Annotated in this window: 15 protein-coding genes and 1 pseudogene; 11 read left to right on the top strand and 5 right to left on the bottom strand. The window is 58.7% G+C overall.

Annotation, left to right across the window (positions count from 1 at the left end):
* Positions 1 to 23 precede the first annotated feature (23 nt).
* The 3 genes from kdgD to GA0061102_RS18495 all read right to left on the bottom strand — a co-directional run bounded on the left by kdgD (position 24) and on the right by GA0061102_RS18495 (position 2,720).
* Positions 24 to 926 carry a 5-dehydro-4-deoxyglucarate dehydratase gene (kdgD, locus tag GA0061102_RS18505; protein ID WP_092851908.1) on the bottom strand — a complete coding sequence of 301 codons (903 nt, stop codon included), beginning with the start codon at positions 924 to 926 and terminating at the stop codon, positions 24 to 26.
* Between the two features lie 38 nt (positions 927 to 964).
* The gene (locus tag GA0061102_RS18500) at positions 965 to 1,939 is read right to left on the bottom strand and encodes a mannonate dehydratase (RefSeq protein WP_092851906.1); all 975 of its coding nucleotides are present in this window, start codon (positions 1,937 to 1,939) and stop codon (positions 965 to 967) included.
* Between the two features lie 64 nt (positions 1,940 to 2,003).
* Positions 2,004 to 2,720 (bottom strand): FadR/GntR family transcriptional regulator, encoded by a 717-nt coding sequence (locus tag GA0061102_RS18495; RefSeq protein WP_092852007.1) that lies wholly within the window; start codon positions 2,718 to 2,720, stop codon positions 2,004 to 2,006.
* 630 nt (positions 2,721 to 3,350) lie between these two features.
* Between GA0061102_RS18495 and GA0061102_RS18490 the strand changes: the two genes are divergently transcribed.
* The 10 genes and pseudogenes from GA0061102_RS18490 to GA0061102_RS18445 all read left to right on the top strand — a co-directional run.
* Entirely contained in the window at positions 3,351 to 4,829 is a 1,479-nt protein-coding gene (locus tag GA0061102_RS18490; RefSeq protein WP_092852005.1) for a sugar ABC transporter ATP-binding protein, read from the top strand.
* A gap of 55 nt (positions 4,830 to 4,884) precedes the next feature.
* On the top strand, positions 4,885 to 5,889 hold the full coding sequence (locus GA0061102_RS18485; RefSeq protein WP_092851904.1) for an ABC transporter permease: 1,005 nt from the start codon (positions 4,885 to 4,887) through the stop codon (positions 5,887 to 5,889).
* A gap of 84 nt (positions 5,890 to 5,973) precedes the next feature.
* Positions 5,974 to 6,963 carry a substrate-binding domain-containing protein gene (locus GA0061102_RS18480; RefSeq protein WP_092851902.1) on the top strand — a complete coding sequence of 330 codons (990 nt, stop codon included), beginning with the start codon at positions 5,974 to 5,976 and terminating at the stop codon, positions 6,961 to 6,963.
* Positions 6,964 to 7,024: 61 nt separating this feature from the next.
* The gene (locus GA0061102_RS18475) at positions 7,025 to 7,798 is read left to right on the top strand and encodes an SDR family oxidoreductase (RefSeq protein WP_092851900.1); all 774 of its coding nucleotides are present in this window, start codon (positions 7,025 to 7,027) and stop codon (positions 7,796 to 7,798) included.
* A gap of 33 nt (positions 7,799 to 7,831) precedes the next feature.
* Positions 7,832 to 8,824, top strand: a complete 993-nt coding sequence (locus GA0061102_RS18470; protein WP_092851898.1) for a dihydroxyacetone kinase subunit DhaK — start codon at positions 7,832 to 7,834, stop codon at positions 8,822 to 8,824.
* Positions 8,825 to 8,837: 13 nt separating this feature from the next.
* A complete protein-coding gene (gene dhaL / locus GA0061102_RS18465) occupies positions 8,838 to 9,479 on the top strand; it encodes a dihydroxyacetone kinase subunit DhaL (RefSeq protein WP_092851896.1) in 642 nt (213 codons plus the stop codon).
* Positions 9,480 to 9,609: 130 nt separating this feature from the next.
* Positions 9,610 to 11,706: a bifunctional sugar-binding transcriptional regulator/dihydroxyacetone kinase subunit DhaK gene (locus tag GA0061102_RS18460; protein ID WP_092851894.1), complete on the top strand. Its 2,097-nt coding sequence runs from the start codon at positions 9,610 to 9,612 to the stop codon at positions 11,704 to 11,706.
* A 55-nt stretch (positions 11,707 to 11,761) separates the two neighbouring features.
* Positions 11,762 to 12,424, top strand: a complete 663-nt coding sequence (dhaL, locus tag GA0061102_RS18455; protein WP_092851892.1) for a dihydroxyacetone kinase subunit DhaL — start codon at positions 11,762 to 11,764, stop codon at positions 12,422 to 12,424.
* Positions 12,425 to 12,661: 237 nt separating this feature from the next.
* Positions 12,662 to 13,015, top strand: a complete 354-nt coding sequence (locus GA0061102_RS18450; protein ID WP_245298054.1) for a hypothetical protein — start codon at positions 12,662 to 12,664, stop codon at positions 13,013 to 13,015.
* A 100-nt stretch (positions 13,016 to 13,115) separates the two neighbouring features.
* A pseudogene (locus GA0061102_RS18445) lies at positions 13,116 to 13,719 on the top strand (ATP-binding cassette domain-containing protein); the annotation flags it as partial.
* Between the two features lie 49 nt (positions 13,720 to 13,768).
* On the opposite strand, the gene GA0061102_RS18440 reads toward GA0061102_RS18445, so the two are convergent.
* Positions 13,769 to 13,984, bottom strand: coding sequence for a hypothetical protein (locus GA0061102_RS18440; RefSeq protein ID WP_092851890.1), 216 nt, complete (start codon positions 13,982 to 13,984; stop codon positions 13,769 to 13,771).
* Between the two features lie 328 nt (positions 13,985 to 14,312).
* Between GA0061102_RS18440 and nrcR the strand changes: the two genes are divergently transcribed.
* Positions 14,313 to 14,666 carry a transcriptional regulator NrcR gene (gene nrcR, locus GA0061102_RS18435; protein WP_092851888.1) on the top strand — a complete coding sequence of 118 codons (354 nt, stop codon included), beginning with the start codon at positions 14,313 to 14,315 and terminating at the stop codon, positions 14,664 to 14,666.
* A 126-nt stretch (positions 14,667 to 14,792) separates the two neighbouring features.
* Here nrcR and GA0061102_RS18430 read toward each other — a convergent pair whose 3' ends face one another.
* Entirely contained in the window at positions 14,793 to 15,899 is a 1,107-nt protein-coding gene (locus tag GA0061102_RS18430; RefSeq protein WP_092851887.1) for an aldo/keto reductase, read from the bottom strand.
* Between the last annotated feature and the right edge of the window lie 126 nt (positions 15,900 to 16,025).

The following is a 16,025-nucleotide window of genomic DNA, read 5'->3' as shown; positions in this document are numbered from 1 at the left end:
TAATACGGACCTTCTAGCAAATCTCATCCGGCCGCGGCGACGATCTTCTCCAGCACGACCATTTCCTCCGCCGTCAGATCGGTCAAAGGCGGCCTTACTGGACCCGGCTCCTTGCCGAGAACGCGCAGTCCCGCCTTGATGATCGAGACTGCATATCCTTTCCTGCGATTGCGCAAATTGACGAGCGGGAAGAAAAACCCTTTCAGGATCGTGTCCACCGTTGCCTGGTCTCCGGCACGCAGGGCCTTGTAGAAACGTTGCGCCAGCGCTGGCACGAAATTGAAGACGGCCGACGAGTAGGTTGTCACGCCCGCAGCGAAGTAGGCCTGCGCATAGACTTCATGGGTGGGCATGCCGCCGACATAGACCAGGCGATCCTTGAGCGTCGTGGTTATTTCGATGACCTTGTCGACATCGCCGACGCCATCCTTGTATCCGATGAGATTGGAGCACTCGTCTGCCAGGCGCGTCAGGCTCTCGGCACTGAGCACGGCATTGTCGCGGTTATAGACGATGACACCGATACCGACGGCATTACAGACCGCCTTCACATGAGCGATCAAACCGGCCTGCTCCGCAAACATCAGATAGGGCGGCAGCAACAGCAGACCGTCCGCGCCGGCCTTTTCCGCCGACTTGGCAATTTCCACGGCAAGCGAAGTGCCGTAGCCGGTTCCAGAAACGATAGGCGTGCTGCCGGCCGCGGCCTTGGCGGCGCGGACAACTTGCGGAATTTCTGCAGGATTGAGAGAGAAGAACTCACCCGTTCCGCCGGCGGCGAAGAGTGCCGCCGCGTCGTAACCTGCCAGCCATTCGACATGAGTGCGATACTTCGCCTCGTCGAATGTCAGATCCTGATTGAAGTGCGTGACGGGAAAGGACAGCAGCCCACTGCCAACGGCCTTCTTCAGTTCATTCGGGTTCATGGAGAAATCCTCTTTTCGGTCAGTAGGACCATCAAATCTCAGGCCTGTTCAAGCGTCTGCAGAAGGGCGGCGATGTAGCCGTAGCAGAAAGCGAAGGCGACGCCGGTCGGATCGCGGCCGCTGATCGTCGGGACGTGATCGGGCATCAGCATGTATCGGTAACCGACCTCCTTGTAGATCCGGGCGGATCGCGCCATGTCCATGTCGCCCTCCTCCGGGAAGGTCTCCATGAATGATAGCTTGCCACCTCGGATATTGCGGAAGTGGACGTTGAAAATCTTGCCGCGCATGCCGAACCAGCGAATGATGTCGTCAATCTCCTCGCGCGGATTGTCGAGCATCTCGCCGATCGAGCCTTGGCAGAAGTTCAGCCCATGATAGGGACTTTCGCGCATGAGCACGAATTTCTTCAGGCCCTCCACGGAGCCCAGCACACGCGTCACGCCGCGATATCCAGGTGGCGTATAGGGATCGTGCGGGTGACACGCCAGACGAATGCGATTGCTTTCAGCCACGGGAACAACGCGCGCGAGGAAATAGTCGATGCGCTCCCAGTTTTCGTCTTCCGACAAAACGCCCGCGAGGCCGGGTGCGGCTTCACGGTCGGTCTTGTCCCAACGGAAGCTCGCATTCATCGAGCCTCCTCGTCCGGGCTCGTCCGGCGTACGCGGAATACCGATGAGATTGAGATTGTATTTCACGGAAGGGATGCCGGCGGCGGCGGCTTCCTCGATCAACTGACAGACCGCATCGATCTGTCGGTCGCGATCAGGCCCTGCAAGCAGGATGTCGGGATAGGAGGCTTTCTCGATCGGCTGCGAGGGCAGCGGCAGCTGGATCATGTCCAGAACCAACCCAAAGCTTTCGATCTTGTCACGGTGACGCTCGAGATCGGACAGCGTCCAGCGATCCGGTCTTCCCGGTGGGTCCGCGCAGATATGCTTTACCCCTAATTGCGCAAAGACCCGGTAGTCATCATCGTCTCGCGCCTCGACCTGTGTTCCCACATACACCCGCTGCATCTCCCACGGAACTTATATCATATGACATAATATGACTCTCACTGGGAGTCGAGCCTTATTGAGGCTGCTGCTCCGCCAGTTGCCGGTAGCGCCGCTGGCTCGCCGTCATATGGGCCCGCATCGCCTGACGCGCACGATCGGGATCCTGCTCGGCGATTGCAGCGAGGATTTCCGTATGTTCGGCGTGAACCTTCTCCAGATAGGCGCGATCATTGGCTTCCGGCAATGTCGGAAATTGCCCGCGCGGGATGGTGCGCGCACCGAAATGCCGGAGTACGTCGACGTAGAAGCGGTTGTTGGTGGCGATCGCAACGGCCAGATGAAACTCATAATCTGCTTCGACCGTCGAAAGCCCCTGCTCTATCAGAGCCGCCATTTTCCGGTTGGCGGCAGCAATGGCGGCTTCCTGTTCGGCGGTTCTGCGATAGGCCGCAATCGCAGCCGCCTCGCCCTCGGCGGCCATGCGAAACTCTAGCAATTCCAGCGTCTCGGGAATGCTCTTGATCTCGACCGGCGTCAACACCAACCCTGGTCGTGCCGTCATCTCGGAAACGAATACACCCTTGCCCTGGACCGGCTTTACGAGGCCTGCGGCGCGCAGATCGGCGATCGCCTCGCGCACGACCGTGCGACTAACGCCGAATGTCGCCTCCAACTGCGGCTCCGTGGGAAGCTGATCACCCGCTTGAAGTTTACCCGTTTCGATCTGCTGACGCAGCTGGTCGATGACCTGTTGCGCCAACCTTTGTCGGCCTCGGCCGATTATCGTCATTTCCTGCTCCATCCGGCCGCCGCGAGCCTCTCCGGATAACATTTCGTTATCCAGTCACTCGTCAATTCATAATATGACATGGAATGCGTGCCAGCGGCAATCAGCGGCTCACGTTCTCATTGGCAAGCATAGTCGCGACCACGCTGCCGTAATACGGCGAGATCAACTTTCCGGATCCAGCCCGCACAACGGGACCGAAATTTTGAGCGGTAGCATTCCCGACCCTCCTGCTCCCGACGTTGCAAAGAGAGACTGCAAGGCGGCTTGGAAATAAGCAAGCGTCCGCCTCGGTGTCACGCTCTCCACATCACGATGCGAGACGCCCGGAAGAGCCAATCCCTCCGTCCGCAGCAATCAGCGTCATCAGCCCAGCCTTCCAGACCACCCGATAGAGAAGCATGCGTAACTATTATTTGTGATGAAATATCAAATAATTAAGACAAATTTCGAAACCTATTTCTCCGAAACCGCCACCTTCTCAAAAAAGGCCAGAACCGCCGTTTCGTTAAATCTGAATTGCCATATTGACATTTGTCTAACGTAACTCGAATATTGTAAACATCAGTGCTCGAAGACAGAGATTGGCTCCAGTCGATCTTTTGGACCGGCATTCAGCGTGCGGAGGGGAACGTGGAATTCCTGCTTGAAGTAGAGGGGCTGAAGAAGTCCTTTGGCGGCGTCGCTGCATTGCGCGACGGGCGCTTTCAGCTGCGCCCCGGCTCCGTCCACGCCTTGTGCGGGGGCAATGGTGCCGGCAAGTCGACCTTCCTCAAGATCTTGATGGGCATCCACAAGCGCGATGCCGGCTCCATTCGCCGCCGCGGCAAGGATGTGGATTATGCAAGCCCTGCCGAAGCCCTCGCCGCCGGTATTGCCATCATTGAGCAGGAACTCAGCCCCATCCCGCATATGACCGTTGCGGAGAACATCTATCTCGGGCGCGAACCATCGGCGCGGTTCGGTGGCATCGATTTCAAAACGATGAACCGAAATGCGCAGGCCCTGCTCGACCGACTGCAGTTCAACATCCGTGCCTCCCAATTCATGATGAATCTCTCGGTCGCCCAGATTCAACTGGTCGAGATCGCAAAGGCGCTCAGCCACGATGCCGAAGTGATCTTCATGGACGAGCCAACTTCGGCGATTGGTGAGAAGGAAGCGCAGCAGCTGTTCTCGACCATCGAGCGACTGAAAGCCGAGGGCAAAGGCGTCGTCTATGTCTCGCACCGGCTATCTGAAATCTTCCAGATCGCCGATTCCTACACAGCCTTCCGCGATGGTTCCTATGTCGGCAGCGGCGCTCTCGCCGATATCGATCGGCCCGGGCTCATCCGCATGATCGTCGGCCGCGAGCTTGGTGAGGAATACATCAAGACCAATGTGCCGACGGCAACGCCCGGGCTGGAAGTTGCAGGCCTGACGGCGGCAGGCAAGGTCAACGATATCTCGTTTACCGCCCATAAGGGCGAGATCTTCGGTATCTATGGCCTGATGGGGTCTGGCCGAACCGAGATCTTCAACTGCATTTTCGGCGTCGATACCGTCGATAATGGCCAGATCAAGCTGGCCGGAGAGCCCATCTCCGTGAGCAAGCCTGCCGAAGCCATGCAGCACGGCATCGCCTTTGTGACGGAAGACCGCAAGCTGACCGGCCTTAACCTCATCGACAGCGTGCGCAACAATATCTGCCTGGCAAGTCTTCCTGAAATGAGCCCGCGTTTCTCGATGGATCGCCGGGCGGAAGCCAGCGCCAGCCAGGAGATGATCAAGCACTTCGGTATCAAGGCAGCACGCGACAGCATGCCCGTCTCCGGCCTCTCCGGCGGCAATCAGCAGAAAGTTGTGCTCGGCAAGTGGTTCCTGCGCAAGCCGAAAGTGCTGTTGCTGGACGAGCCGACGCGCGGCGTCGATGTCGGTGCCAAGCGCGAGATCTATCGCATCATCTGCGACTTCGCCGCCGAAGGCGGCACCGTCATCATGATCTCGTCCGAAATAGACGAGGTTCTCGGCATGTCCGACCGCATCCTGGTGATGCGTCAGGGGCGTTCTGCCGGAATTCTCAAGAGGGAGGAGGCCGACGCGCAAGCGCTCGTGCATCTGTCGACCTGAATGCGACAGAGCTCGAAGCCCAGAAAACAGCGCCCGGCAACAAGAGGTATTTGCAATGACCGCCACTGACAACAATCAGTCCAACTCCTGGTTCGGCTCGGACCGGCGCAGACTGATCATTCAGGAATACGGGATCTTTCTCGCTTTCCTGCTGCTCGCCGCCGTTCTCTCGGTCTCGAACCAATACTTCCTGACGGCCGGTAACATCTCCAACGTCTTGCTGCAGACCTCGATCAACGGCGTGTTGGCGATCGGCATGACATTCGTCATCCTGACGCGCGGCATCGATCTCTCCGTCGGCTCCGTGGTCGCGCTCACCGGTATCGTCAGCGCGAGCTTCGCGACCACCTCCGCGACGGCCGGTATCGTTGGCGCCCCCTATCCGCCCTATGTCGCGCTCGCGGTCGGGCTGCTGGTCGGTGTCGCTTGTGGCGCCTTGGTCGGCCTCATCGTTTCGCGCTTCGCCGTTCCAGCCTTCGTCGCGACGCTCGGCATGCTCTCGGCAGCACGCGGCCTGACACTGATCTATGGTGGCGGCAAGCCGGTTCCGGCCCTCACCCCCGATTTCCGTTGGATCGGTACCGGCAGCATTCTGTCCATCCCGATGCCCGTCATCCTGCTCACCATCGTCTTCATCATCGCCTGGTGGGTCCTCAACCGCACGCGCTTCGGCCGGTATATCTATGCCGTCGGCGGCAATCCGCATGCTGCCATCACCTCGGGCATCAATGTCAGCAAGCTGCGCTTCCTGGTCTATGTCATTTCCGGCGGCCTTTCCGGGCTGGCAGGCATGATCCTTGCTGCCCGCACCGGCTCAGCTCTGCCTCAGGCCGGCATCGCTTACGAACTCGATGCGATCGCGGCTGTCGTCATTGGCGGCACCAGCCTCTCCGGCGGCGTCGGTCGCATCACCGGCACGCTTATCGGCGCATTGATCATCGGCGTCATGAATAACGGCCTCGATCTGATGGGGATCCAATCCTACTACCAGCAGGTCCTCAAAGGGGCGCTCATCGTTGGCGCCGTCATGCTCGACCAAAAGAGAAATCTGGGCAACTGAGCCCAAAGAAATCCCTGTGTTCGCACCAGGAAACCAAACGGCGCGTCACGACGGCCGCCGGACTTTCAACGGAGGAGAATTGTAATGAAGAAATTGCTTATTGCTCTTGCTGCAGCAACTGCACTTCTGGCTTCGCCATCTCTTGCTCAGGAGAAGAAGCTGAAGATCGGCGCGGCCCCCTATGGCCTGAATGCCGAGTTCATGCAGATCTGGTCGGCAGCGCTCAAAGAACACCCTGCCGTCAAGAGCGGTGGCGTTGATCTGACCATCTTCGACGGTCGCTACGATGCGCTCGTCCAGCAGGAACAGGTCAATACGATGATCACGCAGAAGTTCGATGCGATCATCTTCGTCCCGATCGATATCGAAGCCGCAGCGACCGCCGTTCAGGCCGCTCATGACGCCGGTATCCCGGTCGTCGGCTCCAACACCCGCGTAAACTCCGATCTGCTGTCGTCCTATGTCGGCTCCGACGATACGGTTTCCGGCTACATGGAAGCCAAGACCGTGCTCGACAAGCTCGGCTGCAAGGGCAATGTCGTCATCCTCGAAGGCCCGATCGGCCAATCGGCGCAGATCTCGCGCCTCGAGGGCAACAAGAAGGCGCTTGCCGAGTGCCCGAATGTGAAGGTGCTGGAAGACCAGACGGCCAATTGGTCGCGCGCAGAAGCGCAGACGCTGATGGAAAACTGGCTGACGGCGCATCCGGGTCAGATCAACGGCGTTATCGGCCAGAATGACGAGATGGCGCTGGGCGCGATCGAAGCGATCAAGGCAGCCAAGCTCAACGTCAAGGATTTCTCCATTGCCGGCATCGACGGCATCACTGATGCACTCCACGCCGTCAAGCAAGGCACGATGACCTCCATCCTGCAGGACGCAAGCGCACAGGCGCAGGGCGCACTCGATCTTGCGATCTTCGCAGCCAAGAAAAGCAACTACAAGCCGGAATCCAAGATTTGGCAGCAGTATCCGGACATGCCGTTCAACGAAGGCAAGAACAAGAATTACAATGTTCCGTGGACCCCGGTAACGGCAGAGAACGTCGACAAGCTGCTCGAAACCCGCAAGTAAAATGAATGCGGCGGGGCGAGGATCTCGCCCCGCTTCCCCTAAAGACAGAGGCTTGAATAAGATGACCGAGACATCTCCAGACATCGATTTGAACTTCCCGCTCTCCGGCAAGATCGCCCTCGTCACGGGCGGCGGCTCCGGCATCGGCGCTGCCGTTGCGGCAGCGTTCGCATCCAAGGGTGCAAAGGTCGCCGTTCTCGATATCAATGTCGATATGGCAAAGGCCAAGGCATCCGAAATCGGCAGCGGAGCCGCACCGTTTGCCTGTGATGTCTCTGATCCCGCTTCGGTCAACAAGGCAGTGAGCGACGTTGTCTCGCATTTCGGCGGCATCGATATCGCCGTCAACAGCGCCGGTGTCGTCTTTCTCGCGCCCGCCGAGGATTTGTCGTTGGATCATTGGGATAAGACGATCAACATCAATCTCAAGGGCACGTTCCTGGTCACCCAGGCTGTTGGTCGCGCCATGATCGCCGCTGGCAAAGGCGGCAAGATCGTCAACCTCGCCTCCCAGGCGGGCACTGTCGCCATCGAAGAGCATGTCGCCTATTGCGCCTCCAAGTTCGGCGTTATCGGCATGTCCAAGACCTTCGCCGCCGAATGGGGCAAGCACGGCATCTGCGTCAACACCATCTCGCCAACCATCGTCCTGACCGAGCTCGGCAAGAAGGCCTGGGCCGGCGAAAAGGGCGAGGCAGCTAAGAAGCGCATCCCCACCGGCCGCTTCGCTTTCCCGCAGGAGATTGCAGCTGCGGCTGTTTTCCTCTCGTCGTCGGGCGCGGACATGATCAACGGCGCCGATCTGCTGATCGACGGCGGCTACACCATTCTCTGAGCGCAAATGCTCGACAATTCGACAGGAGTGACCATGCAGCGGTTCGTCAACAATCCCGATGAAGTCGTTGAAGATACTGTAAAAGGCTTCATCAAGGCACATTCGGACATCGTCCGTCTAGCAGAAAATCCGCGCGTCGTCGTCGCCAAGGATGCGCCCCATGCTGGAAAGGTCGGCGTGGTCACCGGCGGCGGTTCGGGTCATGAGCCGGCATTCATCGGCTATGCCGGCAGGAACATGCTGGATGCGGTCGCAGTCGGCGAGCTCTTTTCTTCTCCGACGGCCAAAAGCTTCCATGACGCTATTCGGGAGGCCAATGGCGGTCGCGGCGTCATCTGCTTGTACGGCAATTATGCCGGCGACAACATGAACGTGAAGATGGCGACGAAGCTTGCCGCAAAGGACGGCATCGAAGTCGTCACCGTTGTTGCCAACGACGATGTCTGCTCCGCACCGGCGGAGGAGCGCGAGAAGCGCCGAGGCGTGGCCGGCGAAATCTTCATGTGGAAGATCGGCGGCGCCAAGGCTTCAAAGGGAGCAAGCCTTGAGGAAGTCCGCATTGCCGCGCAGAAAGCGATCGACAGTTGCCGCTCGGTCGGTATTGGACTCGGTCCCTGCACCCTGCCCGCCGTCGGTCATCCCAATTTCCAGATCGAGCCGGGCACCATGGAAGTCGGCATCGGTCATCACGGCGAGCCCGGCGTTCGCGTGGAGCCGTTGAAGACAGCAGCCGAGATCGGTGAAGCCATGTGCCAGATCGTGCTCGACGATCACAATCTGGCAGCCGGAACGGAAGTGGCCGTCCTCGTATCGGGCCTCGGCGCGACCCCGGTCAACGAACTCTACATCCTGAACGATACGATCGAGGCGAAGATCTCCGAACGGGGCCTGAAAATCTACAAGACCTATGTCGGCAACTACTTCACGTCGCTCGAAATGGTCGGCGCGACGCTGACCGTGATGGCGCTCGACGAGGAGCTGAAAGAGCTTCTGGACGTCGAGGTCAAGTGCACGACACTGCTCTGAGGGGCGCGCACGCATGCAGACATTCAACAACACAACGGCTGGCAACATCGTCTTGGCAATGGCTGATCGCATTGTCGAGAACCGCGCCTATCTCAGCGAGATCGACGGCAAGATCGGCGATGGCGACCATGGTGTGAATATGGCCAAGGGCTTCGGCATGGCCGCGGAGCGCCTGAAGGGCAAGAACCAGTCGCTTGCGGCTTCGCTTGAAACGTTGGGCACCGTACTGATGACCGAGATCGGCGGCTCCATGGGCCCGCTCTATGGTATCATGTTCACCGAGTTTGCCGAAAAGCTCGAAGGTATCGAGGCGATCGACAGCGCAGCCTATAGCCGAGCACTTCATGCCGGGCTCGAAGGCATTCAGTCGATCGGCTCAGCAAAGGTCGGCGACAAGACGTTGCTTGACACGCTGGTTCCGGCGATCGAGGCCTTCGACGCGGCAAATGCTGCCGGCAAGTCGTTTGCCGACGCGCTCGATGCGTTGGTGGCTGCTGCCGAGGCTGGCCGTGACTCCACGCTCAATCTGGTCGCCAAGATTGGCCGCGCCAGCCGGCTGGGCGAGCGCTCGCTCGGCGTGCTGGATGCCGGTGCGACCTCCTGCGCGGTCATCCTGAAAGAGCTTTCCCTGGGCGCTCGCGCTCAACTGCAATAACGGGCTCTCCCAAGGCTGCGCGATCCCTCGATCCACCGTGGGGTCGCGCGCCGCCCCCTCAAGAAGAAGCATTTGCAAACATGCGCTATTGCTTCCATCTTCGGGCGGGAAAAGGGAACAGTGAATCGTCATGACAGGTAAGGCATCTTCGGTCAGCAAAACTGGTGCAAGCAAAACGGGCGTGCCGGACGCGACCGACAGCATGCCGCTGCGCTATGGCGACGACCCCTACGTCTGGGCTTGCTGGCTCTATTACGAAGACGGCAGGACCCAGGGCGATATCGCTGACATCATGGGTATCTCCCGGGCGACCGTGAACAGCTACCTCGCTGACGCGCGCAGCCGCGGCATCGTCAATATCTCGCTCGAACCGTCACGCCTGAGCTCCCTTTCGATCGCGCTTGAACTGAAACGCCATTTCGGGCTGCACGACTGTCTTGTCGTCCCCAGCGACGATGGGGCACGCCCATTGATCGACCGCCTGGGAACGGCTGGTGCGCAGGCGATTGCCAAGCTGCTGAAGTCAGGCGATACGCTCGCCGTCGCTTGGGGTCGCACGGTCCTTGCAATCGGTGAACAGGCGAATGTTCCGAACCTGCAGGATGTCACTGTCGTTCAGGCTACGGGTGGCACACGGGCGCGTTTTGCCTATACGCCGGAGCTTTGCGCGGCGGCCTTCGCAAATGCCACCGGTGGGAAGCTCGTCAACATTACTGCTCCAGCCATCGTTTCGACGACGGAAGTCCGTGATATCCTGTTGCAGGAACCGTTGATCGAAGATGAATTTGCGGTGCTCTCCAAAGCCAACAAGGCGGTCTTCGGCGTGTCGTCGCTGCGGCCAAACTCGACCATCCACAGCAGCGGCTTTTTTGAATCCGTCTCGCTGCAGGACTATCTGGTCAAGAATGCAGTGGGTGTCGTTGCCGGGCGCTTCATCGATACGAAGGGCCAGCCCGTCGCCGGACCTCTCGATGAGCGGACCATCGGCATATCCCTCGACATGCTGAAATCGATCGGCCTGCGCATCGCTGTCGCCGGTGGTTTCGACAAGGTGCCTGCGATCCTTGCCGCGCTGCGCGGCGGCTATATCAACGTACTGATCACGGACGCCGCCACGGGTCGAGGCATTCTGAACGCCGATGGCGTCACGGCCCTCGATCAGAAGGCGACCCAGCGTCCACGGGCAGACAACAGCGTGGCGTTGCCGAGCAACTATCGCACGCACATCAAGAAATTCCTCAACAATCCCGACGACGTCGTCGACGAGATGCTGGACGGCGTCGTCAAGGCGCATGCGTCTCACATCGCACCAATCAAGGGATCGAACCGGGCGCTGGTTGCGCGGAATGGTCCCCGGCCTGGGAAAGTCGGCCTCGTCATCGGCGGCGGTACGGGCCATGAACCCGGCTTTCTCGGCTATGTCGGCAAGGGTCTGGCCGATGCCGTTGCCATCGGCAACATCTTCTCCTCGCCTCCCCCGACGCCCATCCTCGAATGCGCCAAGGCAGCCTCAGGCGGTCAAGGCGTGCTCTTCGTCTACGGCAATTATGCCGGCGACGTCATGAACTTCGAAATGGCTGCCGAAATGGCGCAGGAACAGCAGATCGACGTCCGCACGGTGCTGACGACCGACGACATCGCATCGTCGCCCATCGAGGATAAAGAAGGACGGCGCGGCGTTGCCGGCAATTTCTTCATCTTCAAGATTGCCGGAGCTGCCTGCGACAAGGGCTTGTCGCTCGATGCCTGCGAAACCGCGACGCGCAAGGCCAACGATCGAACCTTCACCATGGGTGTCGCGCTGGAGCCTTGCTCAATGCCGCAGACACGACGGCATAATTTCGAGATCGGCCCGGACGATATCGAGTTCGGCATGGGCATCCATGGCGAGCGCGGCGTTACCCGCGAGAAAATGATGAGTGCAGACGAGATCACGGATCGCGTCTTGGACCGGATCTTTGCCGAGATGAAGCCCGCCGCCGGTGACCGTGTCGCCGTTCTGATCAACTCCTTTGGCGCGACGCCGATGATGGAACTCTATATTCTGTTCCGACGCGTCGAGCAGAGGCTAAGCGCCAAGGACATCAAGATCGACGCGAACTGGGTGGGGCACTACTGTACGTCGCTCGACATGGTCGGCGCATCCATATCCATATTGCATCTCGATCAGGAGCTGACGGAGCTGTTGCACCATCCGTGCGACACCTTCGCTCTGAGGGTCGGATGATCATATAAGAATGAGCCCGGCGGCCTACATAACTGCTGGGACCGGGAGGAAGACGATGTCGGAAAAAGCCGCGCGATGCCTGGGCAACATGTTTCAGCGCATATCCATCGCAATCAATGCAGAGAAAGACCGTCTCTCCGAGCTTGATGGTGCGATCGGAGACGCGGATCACGGGATCACCATGTCCCTCGGCTTCATGGCGGTGAACGCCGAATTGACGAAGCTGGACCCTGCTCAGGCGCTACCCTCCGAGATATTTGCCGTTGCAGCCTCCGCCTTTCTGGATGCCGTCGGCGCATCGACGGGCCCGCTCTACGCGACAGCCTTCCGCCGAGCCGCACAGGCACTGAAGACGGATGAGTCACTTTCCCCGGCCTCCCAGGCGATGATTGTGGACGAGATGCGCGCGGGCATTCAGCAGCGCGGCAAGGGCCAGCGAGGCGACAAGACCATGCTGGACGCCTGGATCCCCGCAGCCGAAGCTGCCATCGATGCCAGGGCACGCTCGCTTGAAGTCGCCGGCATGTGGAACGCCATTCTGGACGCTGCCGAAACCGGTGCGAATTCGACGAGCTCCATGGTTGCCGCTCGCGGCCGGGCGGCCCGTCTTGGGCAAAGGTCGCTCGGACACATCGATCCTGGCGCGGCATCAGCGGTAATCATCCTGCGTGCGATGAAGGATACGTTTGTGGAAGGCGGAACCGCAGCTCATCCATAGCCGCCCCGACGGCACCGTTTTCATTTGCCATAGTCAGTCCACCAGGCCGCGAAAGGCTCCCGTCTGAAATCTTCCATTTATGCGCGCTGTCGCAGATAGACATATTCGCGGCATGATAGTATCAATTGCTCACTATTGGTTTGTCGCCCCATTCTGATCAATCAAAAAGGCTGCACAATGATGCATACAAGGATAGGTTTTGCATTTGCGCTTGCGGTTCTCTCGGCGTCTCCGGCTTTGGCGGACACCTGCGCGAGCCACTATGAGAGCAGCGGTGTTCCGTTGGTCACGGGTGTCACCTACAAGACCTGGATGGTTTTTCCGTCAGTCAATCCGAACGCGGCCTTTGACAAGGTTTCCGGCGCGGTTCTGGCCGAGGGCTTTGTCGATGTGAATGTGGAGAAGAAGCTCGGCACGTTGACGGCTCAGCAGGAAACGAGCGGATCCGGACGGCCACAAACCCTGCGCGTCGTGGTCCGCAAAAATGACAAGGGCAGCCGAGTCGATGTGGTTTTCATCGTGCAACAGGGGCAAGTGGCCCCGAACATGAGCAAAAATCTTTGCCGTATCGCCAACGCCGTTGGTGAATAAGCGGCTCGAATAACAATTTCCTAATGGGGTCCGGAGCAAGCGCTCCGCGTTGCAGCAGGAAATGGCGCGGCAGAACGCTGCGTCGTTTTCTCAACGCATGGGCATGAGCGCGCTGGTACGAGCAATTTTCGGTCTCTGGCCCTGGTCACGGCAGCGTCAATTTCCATCCCAATCGCCGATTGTTTATGCCGCCGCAGCGGCCCTATATATACCGTCGGTCACGCTTCGCCGCGTCGTCGCGTCCCCCATGCAGCCGATGACTGGACGCTAGATGAGATCAAGGCCGTCAGGGAGAAGGTCGGCCTCGAATATCTGAACGACAAGATCGAGGAAGATGCGCCCTGGGACCAAACATTGTCGGGTGGCAAAAAGCAGCGCCTCGCCCTCGCACGTCTCCTTTTGCACAATCCCGACATCATCGTGCTCGATGAGAAGAGCCGGGACAACATGATGGACATGGTGATCCATGAATTGCCGAAGGTCACCACTATCAGTGTCGCACACCGAGCCGAGTTGGCAGCCTTCACAGCCGCAAGATTACCTTGGAGCGCCGCGAGGGTGGCGCAAAGCTCGTCAGTGAACTTGATCTTGTCCATCGCGGGAGAAAAGGGAGCTCGCTTTTGCGCCGTTTGGATAATCGGCCATCTCTTCCGAAAGGCAATGCCACCGCATATAAAGCAGCGCGGCCCCAAAACGGAAATTGAAGTCAACCTGACCTGCGAAACGCCGAACCCATAGCCGACAGCAGCGATATCAGCGCAAATCGGCCTGATTAACAGTCCGTGCGGCCGCACTGGCGATCTGTGCGAAATCAGCGGACAAGGCAAACTCTCGCGCACGCCGCTGCCTGCGCGCCGCGTCCTTCAACAAGCTTGCCATCCCAGTAACAGAGATGTGATCCGCGCGCATGATCTGGCGGATCAGCGGGTCTTTGAGAACTTCAGTGATCGTCAGGTCCCTGTGCGTCATCGCTATCTCCTGTTCGTACCAGCATAAGATAGACCACTTAATTTGCAGTGCGATGTCAAAAGCCGGACAAAAACAAGGCAGTTCGTTCGATTTTGTTACAGGATAATTGCAAAACCGCTCGCCGACATATTCACAAAATGCAATACGACCCTAATTGTCGATTGACGAGGGTTGCGCCGTGGTGATCAGCCCCGTGGGAGGTTCAGTCGCTCGGCGAGGGTGCAATATATTTGCAATGGCTCAGAACATAATTTTGCAATTTTTGCATTGATTATCGTTTGGTGCCTGAACTTCAAAGCTTAAACACCCATAGACGATCGGATGCGGCATGTACTCAGATGAAACTACAGAAGATGACCGCCTCATCTATCACGCGGATCTTCTAAGCCAGCTTTCCAATCCGAAACGCTTGGAGGTCTGTATTTACCTGTCCGACCACGAAGAAGACGTCAATAGTCTGGCAAAAAAGCTTGGAATATCCCAATCTGCATTGAGCCAACATTTGACACGACTTTATCATTCTGGGATCGTCAAGGTACGCCGGCAAGCACAGTTCAGATATTATACTTGCGACCATCCGGGCGTGCTGCGGATCTTGAAGACACTTTCAGAGGTTTTTGACCCCGACATGGATAAATCGGAGTCGAAAGTTACGGACAGTGCCCTGCACGATAAGTCTTGACGTCGAGCAGTTGTCTTGCTGCCATCGCTTGGCAATCATCCCATAAGGTTCCCTTCCCCATTTGGCATCGCGCTGGTGAATTGGTAGAGAAGAACGCCCGCGTCTAGCTGATCCTGGCTTACCGCTTCAGCTCACTCCTGCAAATTTTCCCGAAATATTGAGATCCGGATAGTAGCCGGCCGGCTTCCCGCCCACCGTCTGCCCGCCGGTCATAGAGCCCTGAATCTCCGATCCAAAGAAGGAATAGGGGAAGGTTGGCTGTAAGGCGCTGACATCGTTTAGCCGCTGGCGCAGTTGCGGCGGAATCTCGAAATCCAAAGCTCCAAGATTGTCCTTCAACTGACTAAGCATCGTTGCCCCGATGATGATCGAGGCAATGCCCGGTTGTGTCATGGCCCAATTAACCGCCACCTGCGCCATGCTGCGCCCAAGCTCGGCCGACACTTTCTCCAGTTCCGCGACGATTGCCCAGTTGCGCTCGGTGAATTTCTGAAAGCCGGGATTTGCCGTGCCTCGCACCGTCTCAAGCCGACCCTCCGTCTGCTGGCTGCCGCTGGCGCGATACTTGCCGCTCAGAAGGCCGCTCGCCAACGGGCTCCAGGCCATGATGCCCGCGCCATAACGTGTGCCAAACGGAACGAATTCGTTTTCAATATTGCGCTCAGCCAGCGAGTATTCGAGCTGCAAGGCCGATATCGGCTCATAACCGCGGTAGTCGGCAACCGCCTGAGCGCGACTGGCATACCAGGCCGGCACATTGGACAGGCCGACATGGAGCACCTTGCCTGAGCGAACGAGGTCGTCAAGTGTGCGCATCACCTCTTCAGGTGGGGTGAGCCGATCCCAGCAATGCATCAGATAGAGATCGATATGGTCAGTGTTGAGCCGCTTCAATGAGCCTTCGACGGCTCGCAAGATGTTCTTGCGACCGTTGCCGGCGGCGTTTGGCGACTGTGCGGTAAGGTTCATGGTGAACTTGGTCGCAATCACCGCATCGTCGCGCAGTCCGCGTTCGGCGATGAACTCGCCGAGCCAGCTTTCCGACGTGCCACCTGTATAGGCGTCGGCAGTATCGAAGAAATTGCCGCCGGCATCGACATAGGCGTTGAAGATGGCGCGCGCCGCTTCCTTATCTGCTCCCCAACCCCATTCGGTGCCGAATGTCATGGTGCCGAGAGCAAGCCGGGTTACCTTCAGACCGCTATTGCCGAGAGTATAGAATTCCATGCTCATAGGTGTGCTCCTCTTTGAAGCGCTCGGCCTCGTTGGATCGTTCATGGCGCCGGGCGTTTTGATGGAGACAAGTTCGCCGACTTTCGTTCTTTTTATAAGATCATTTAATTCGCATGCATTATGCGA

It is taken from the genome of Martinezella miluonensis (genome assembly GCF_900094545.1).
Lineage (GTDB): Bacteria > Pseudomonadota > Alphaproteobacteria > Rhizobiales > Rhizobiaceae > Rhizobium > Rhizobium miluonense.
The sequence above is the reverse complement of the archived record's forward strand: the minus strand, read 5'-3'. Positions and strand labels throughout refer to the sequence as shown.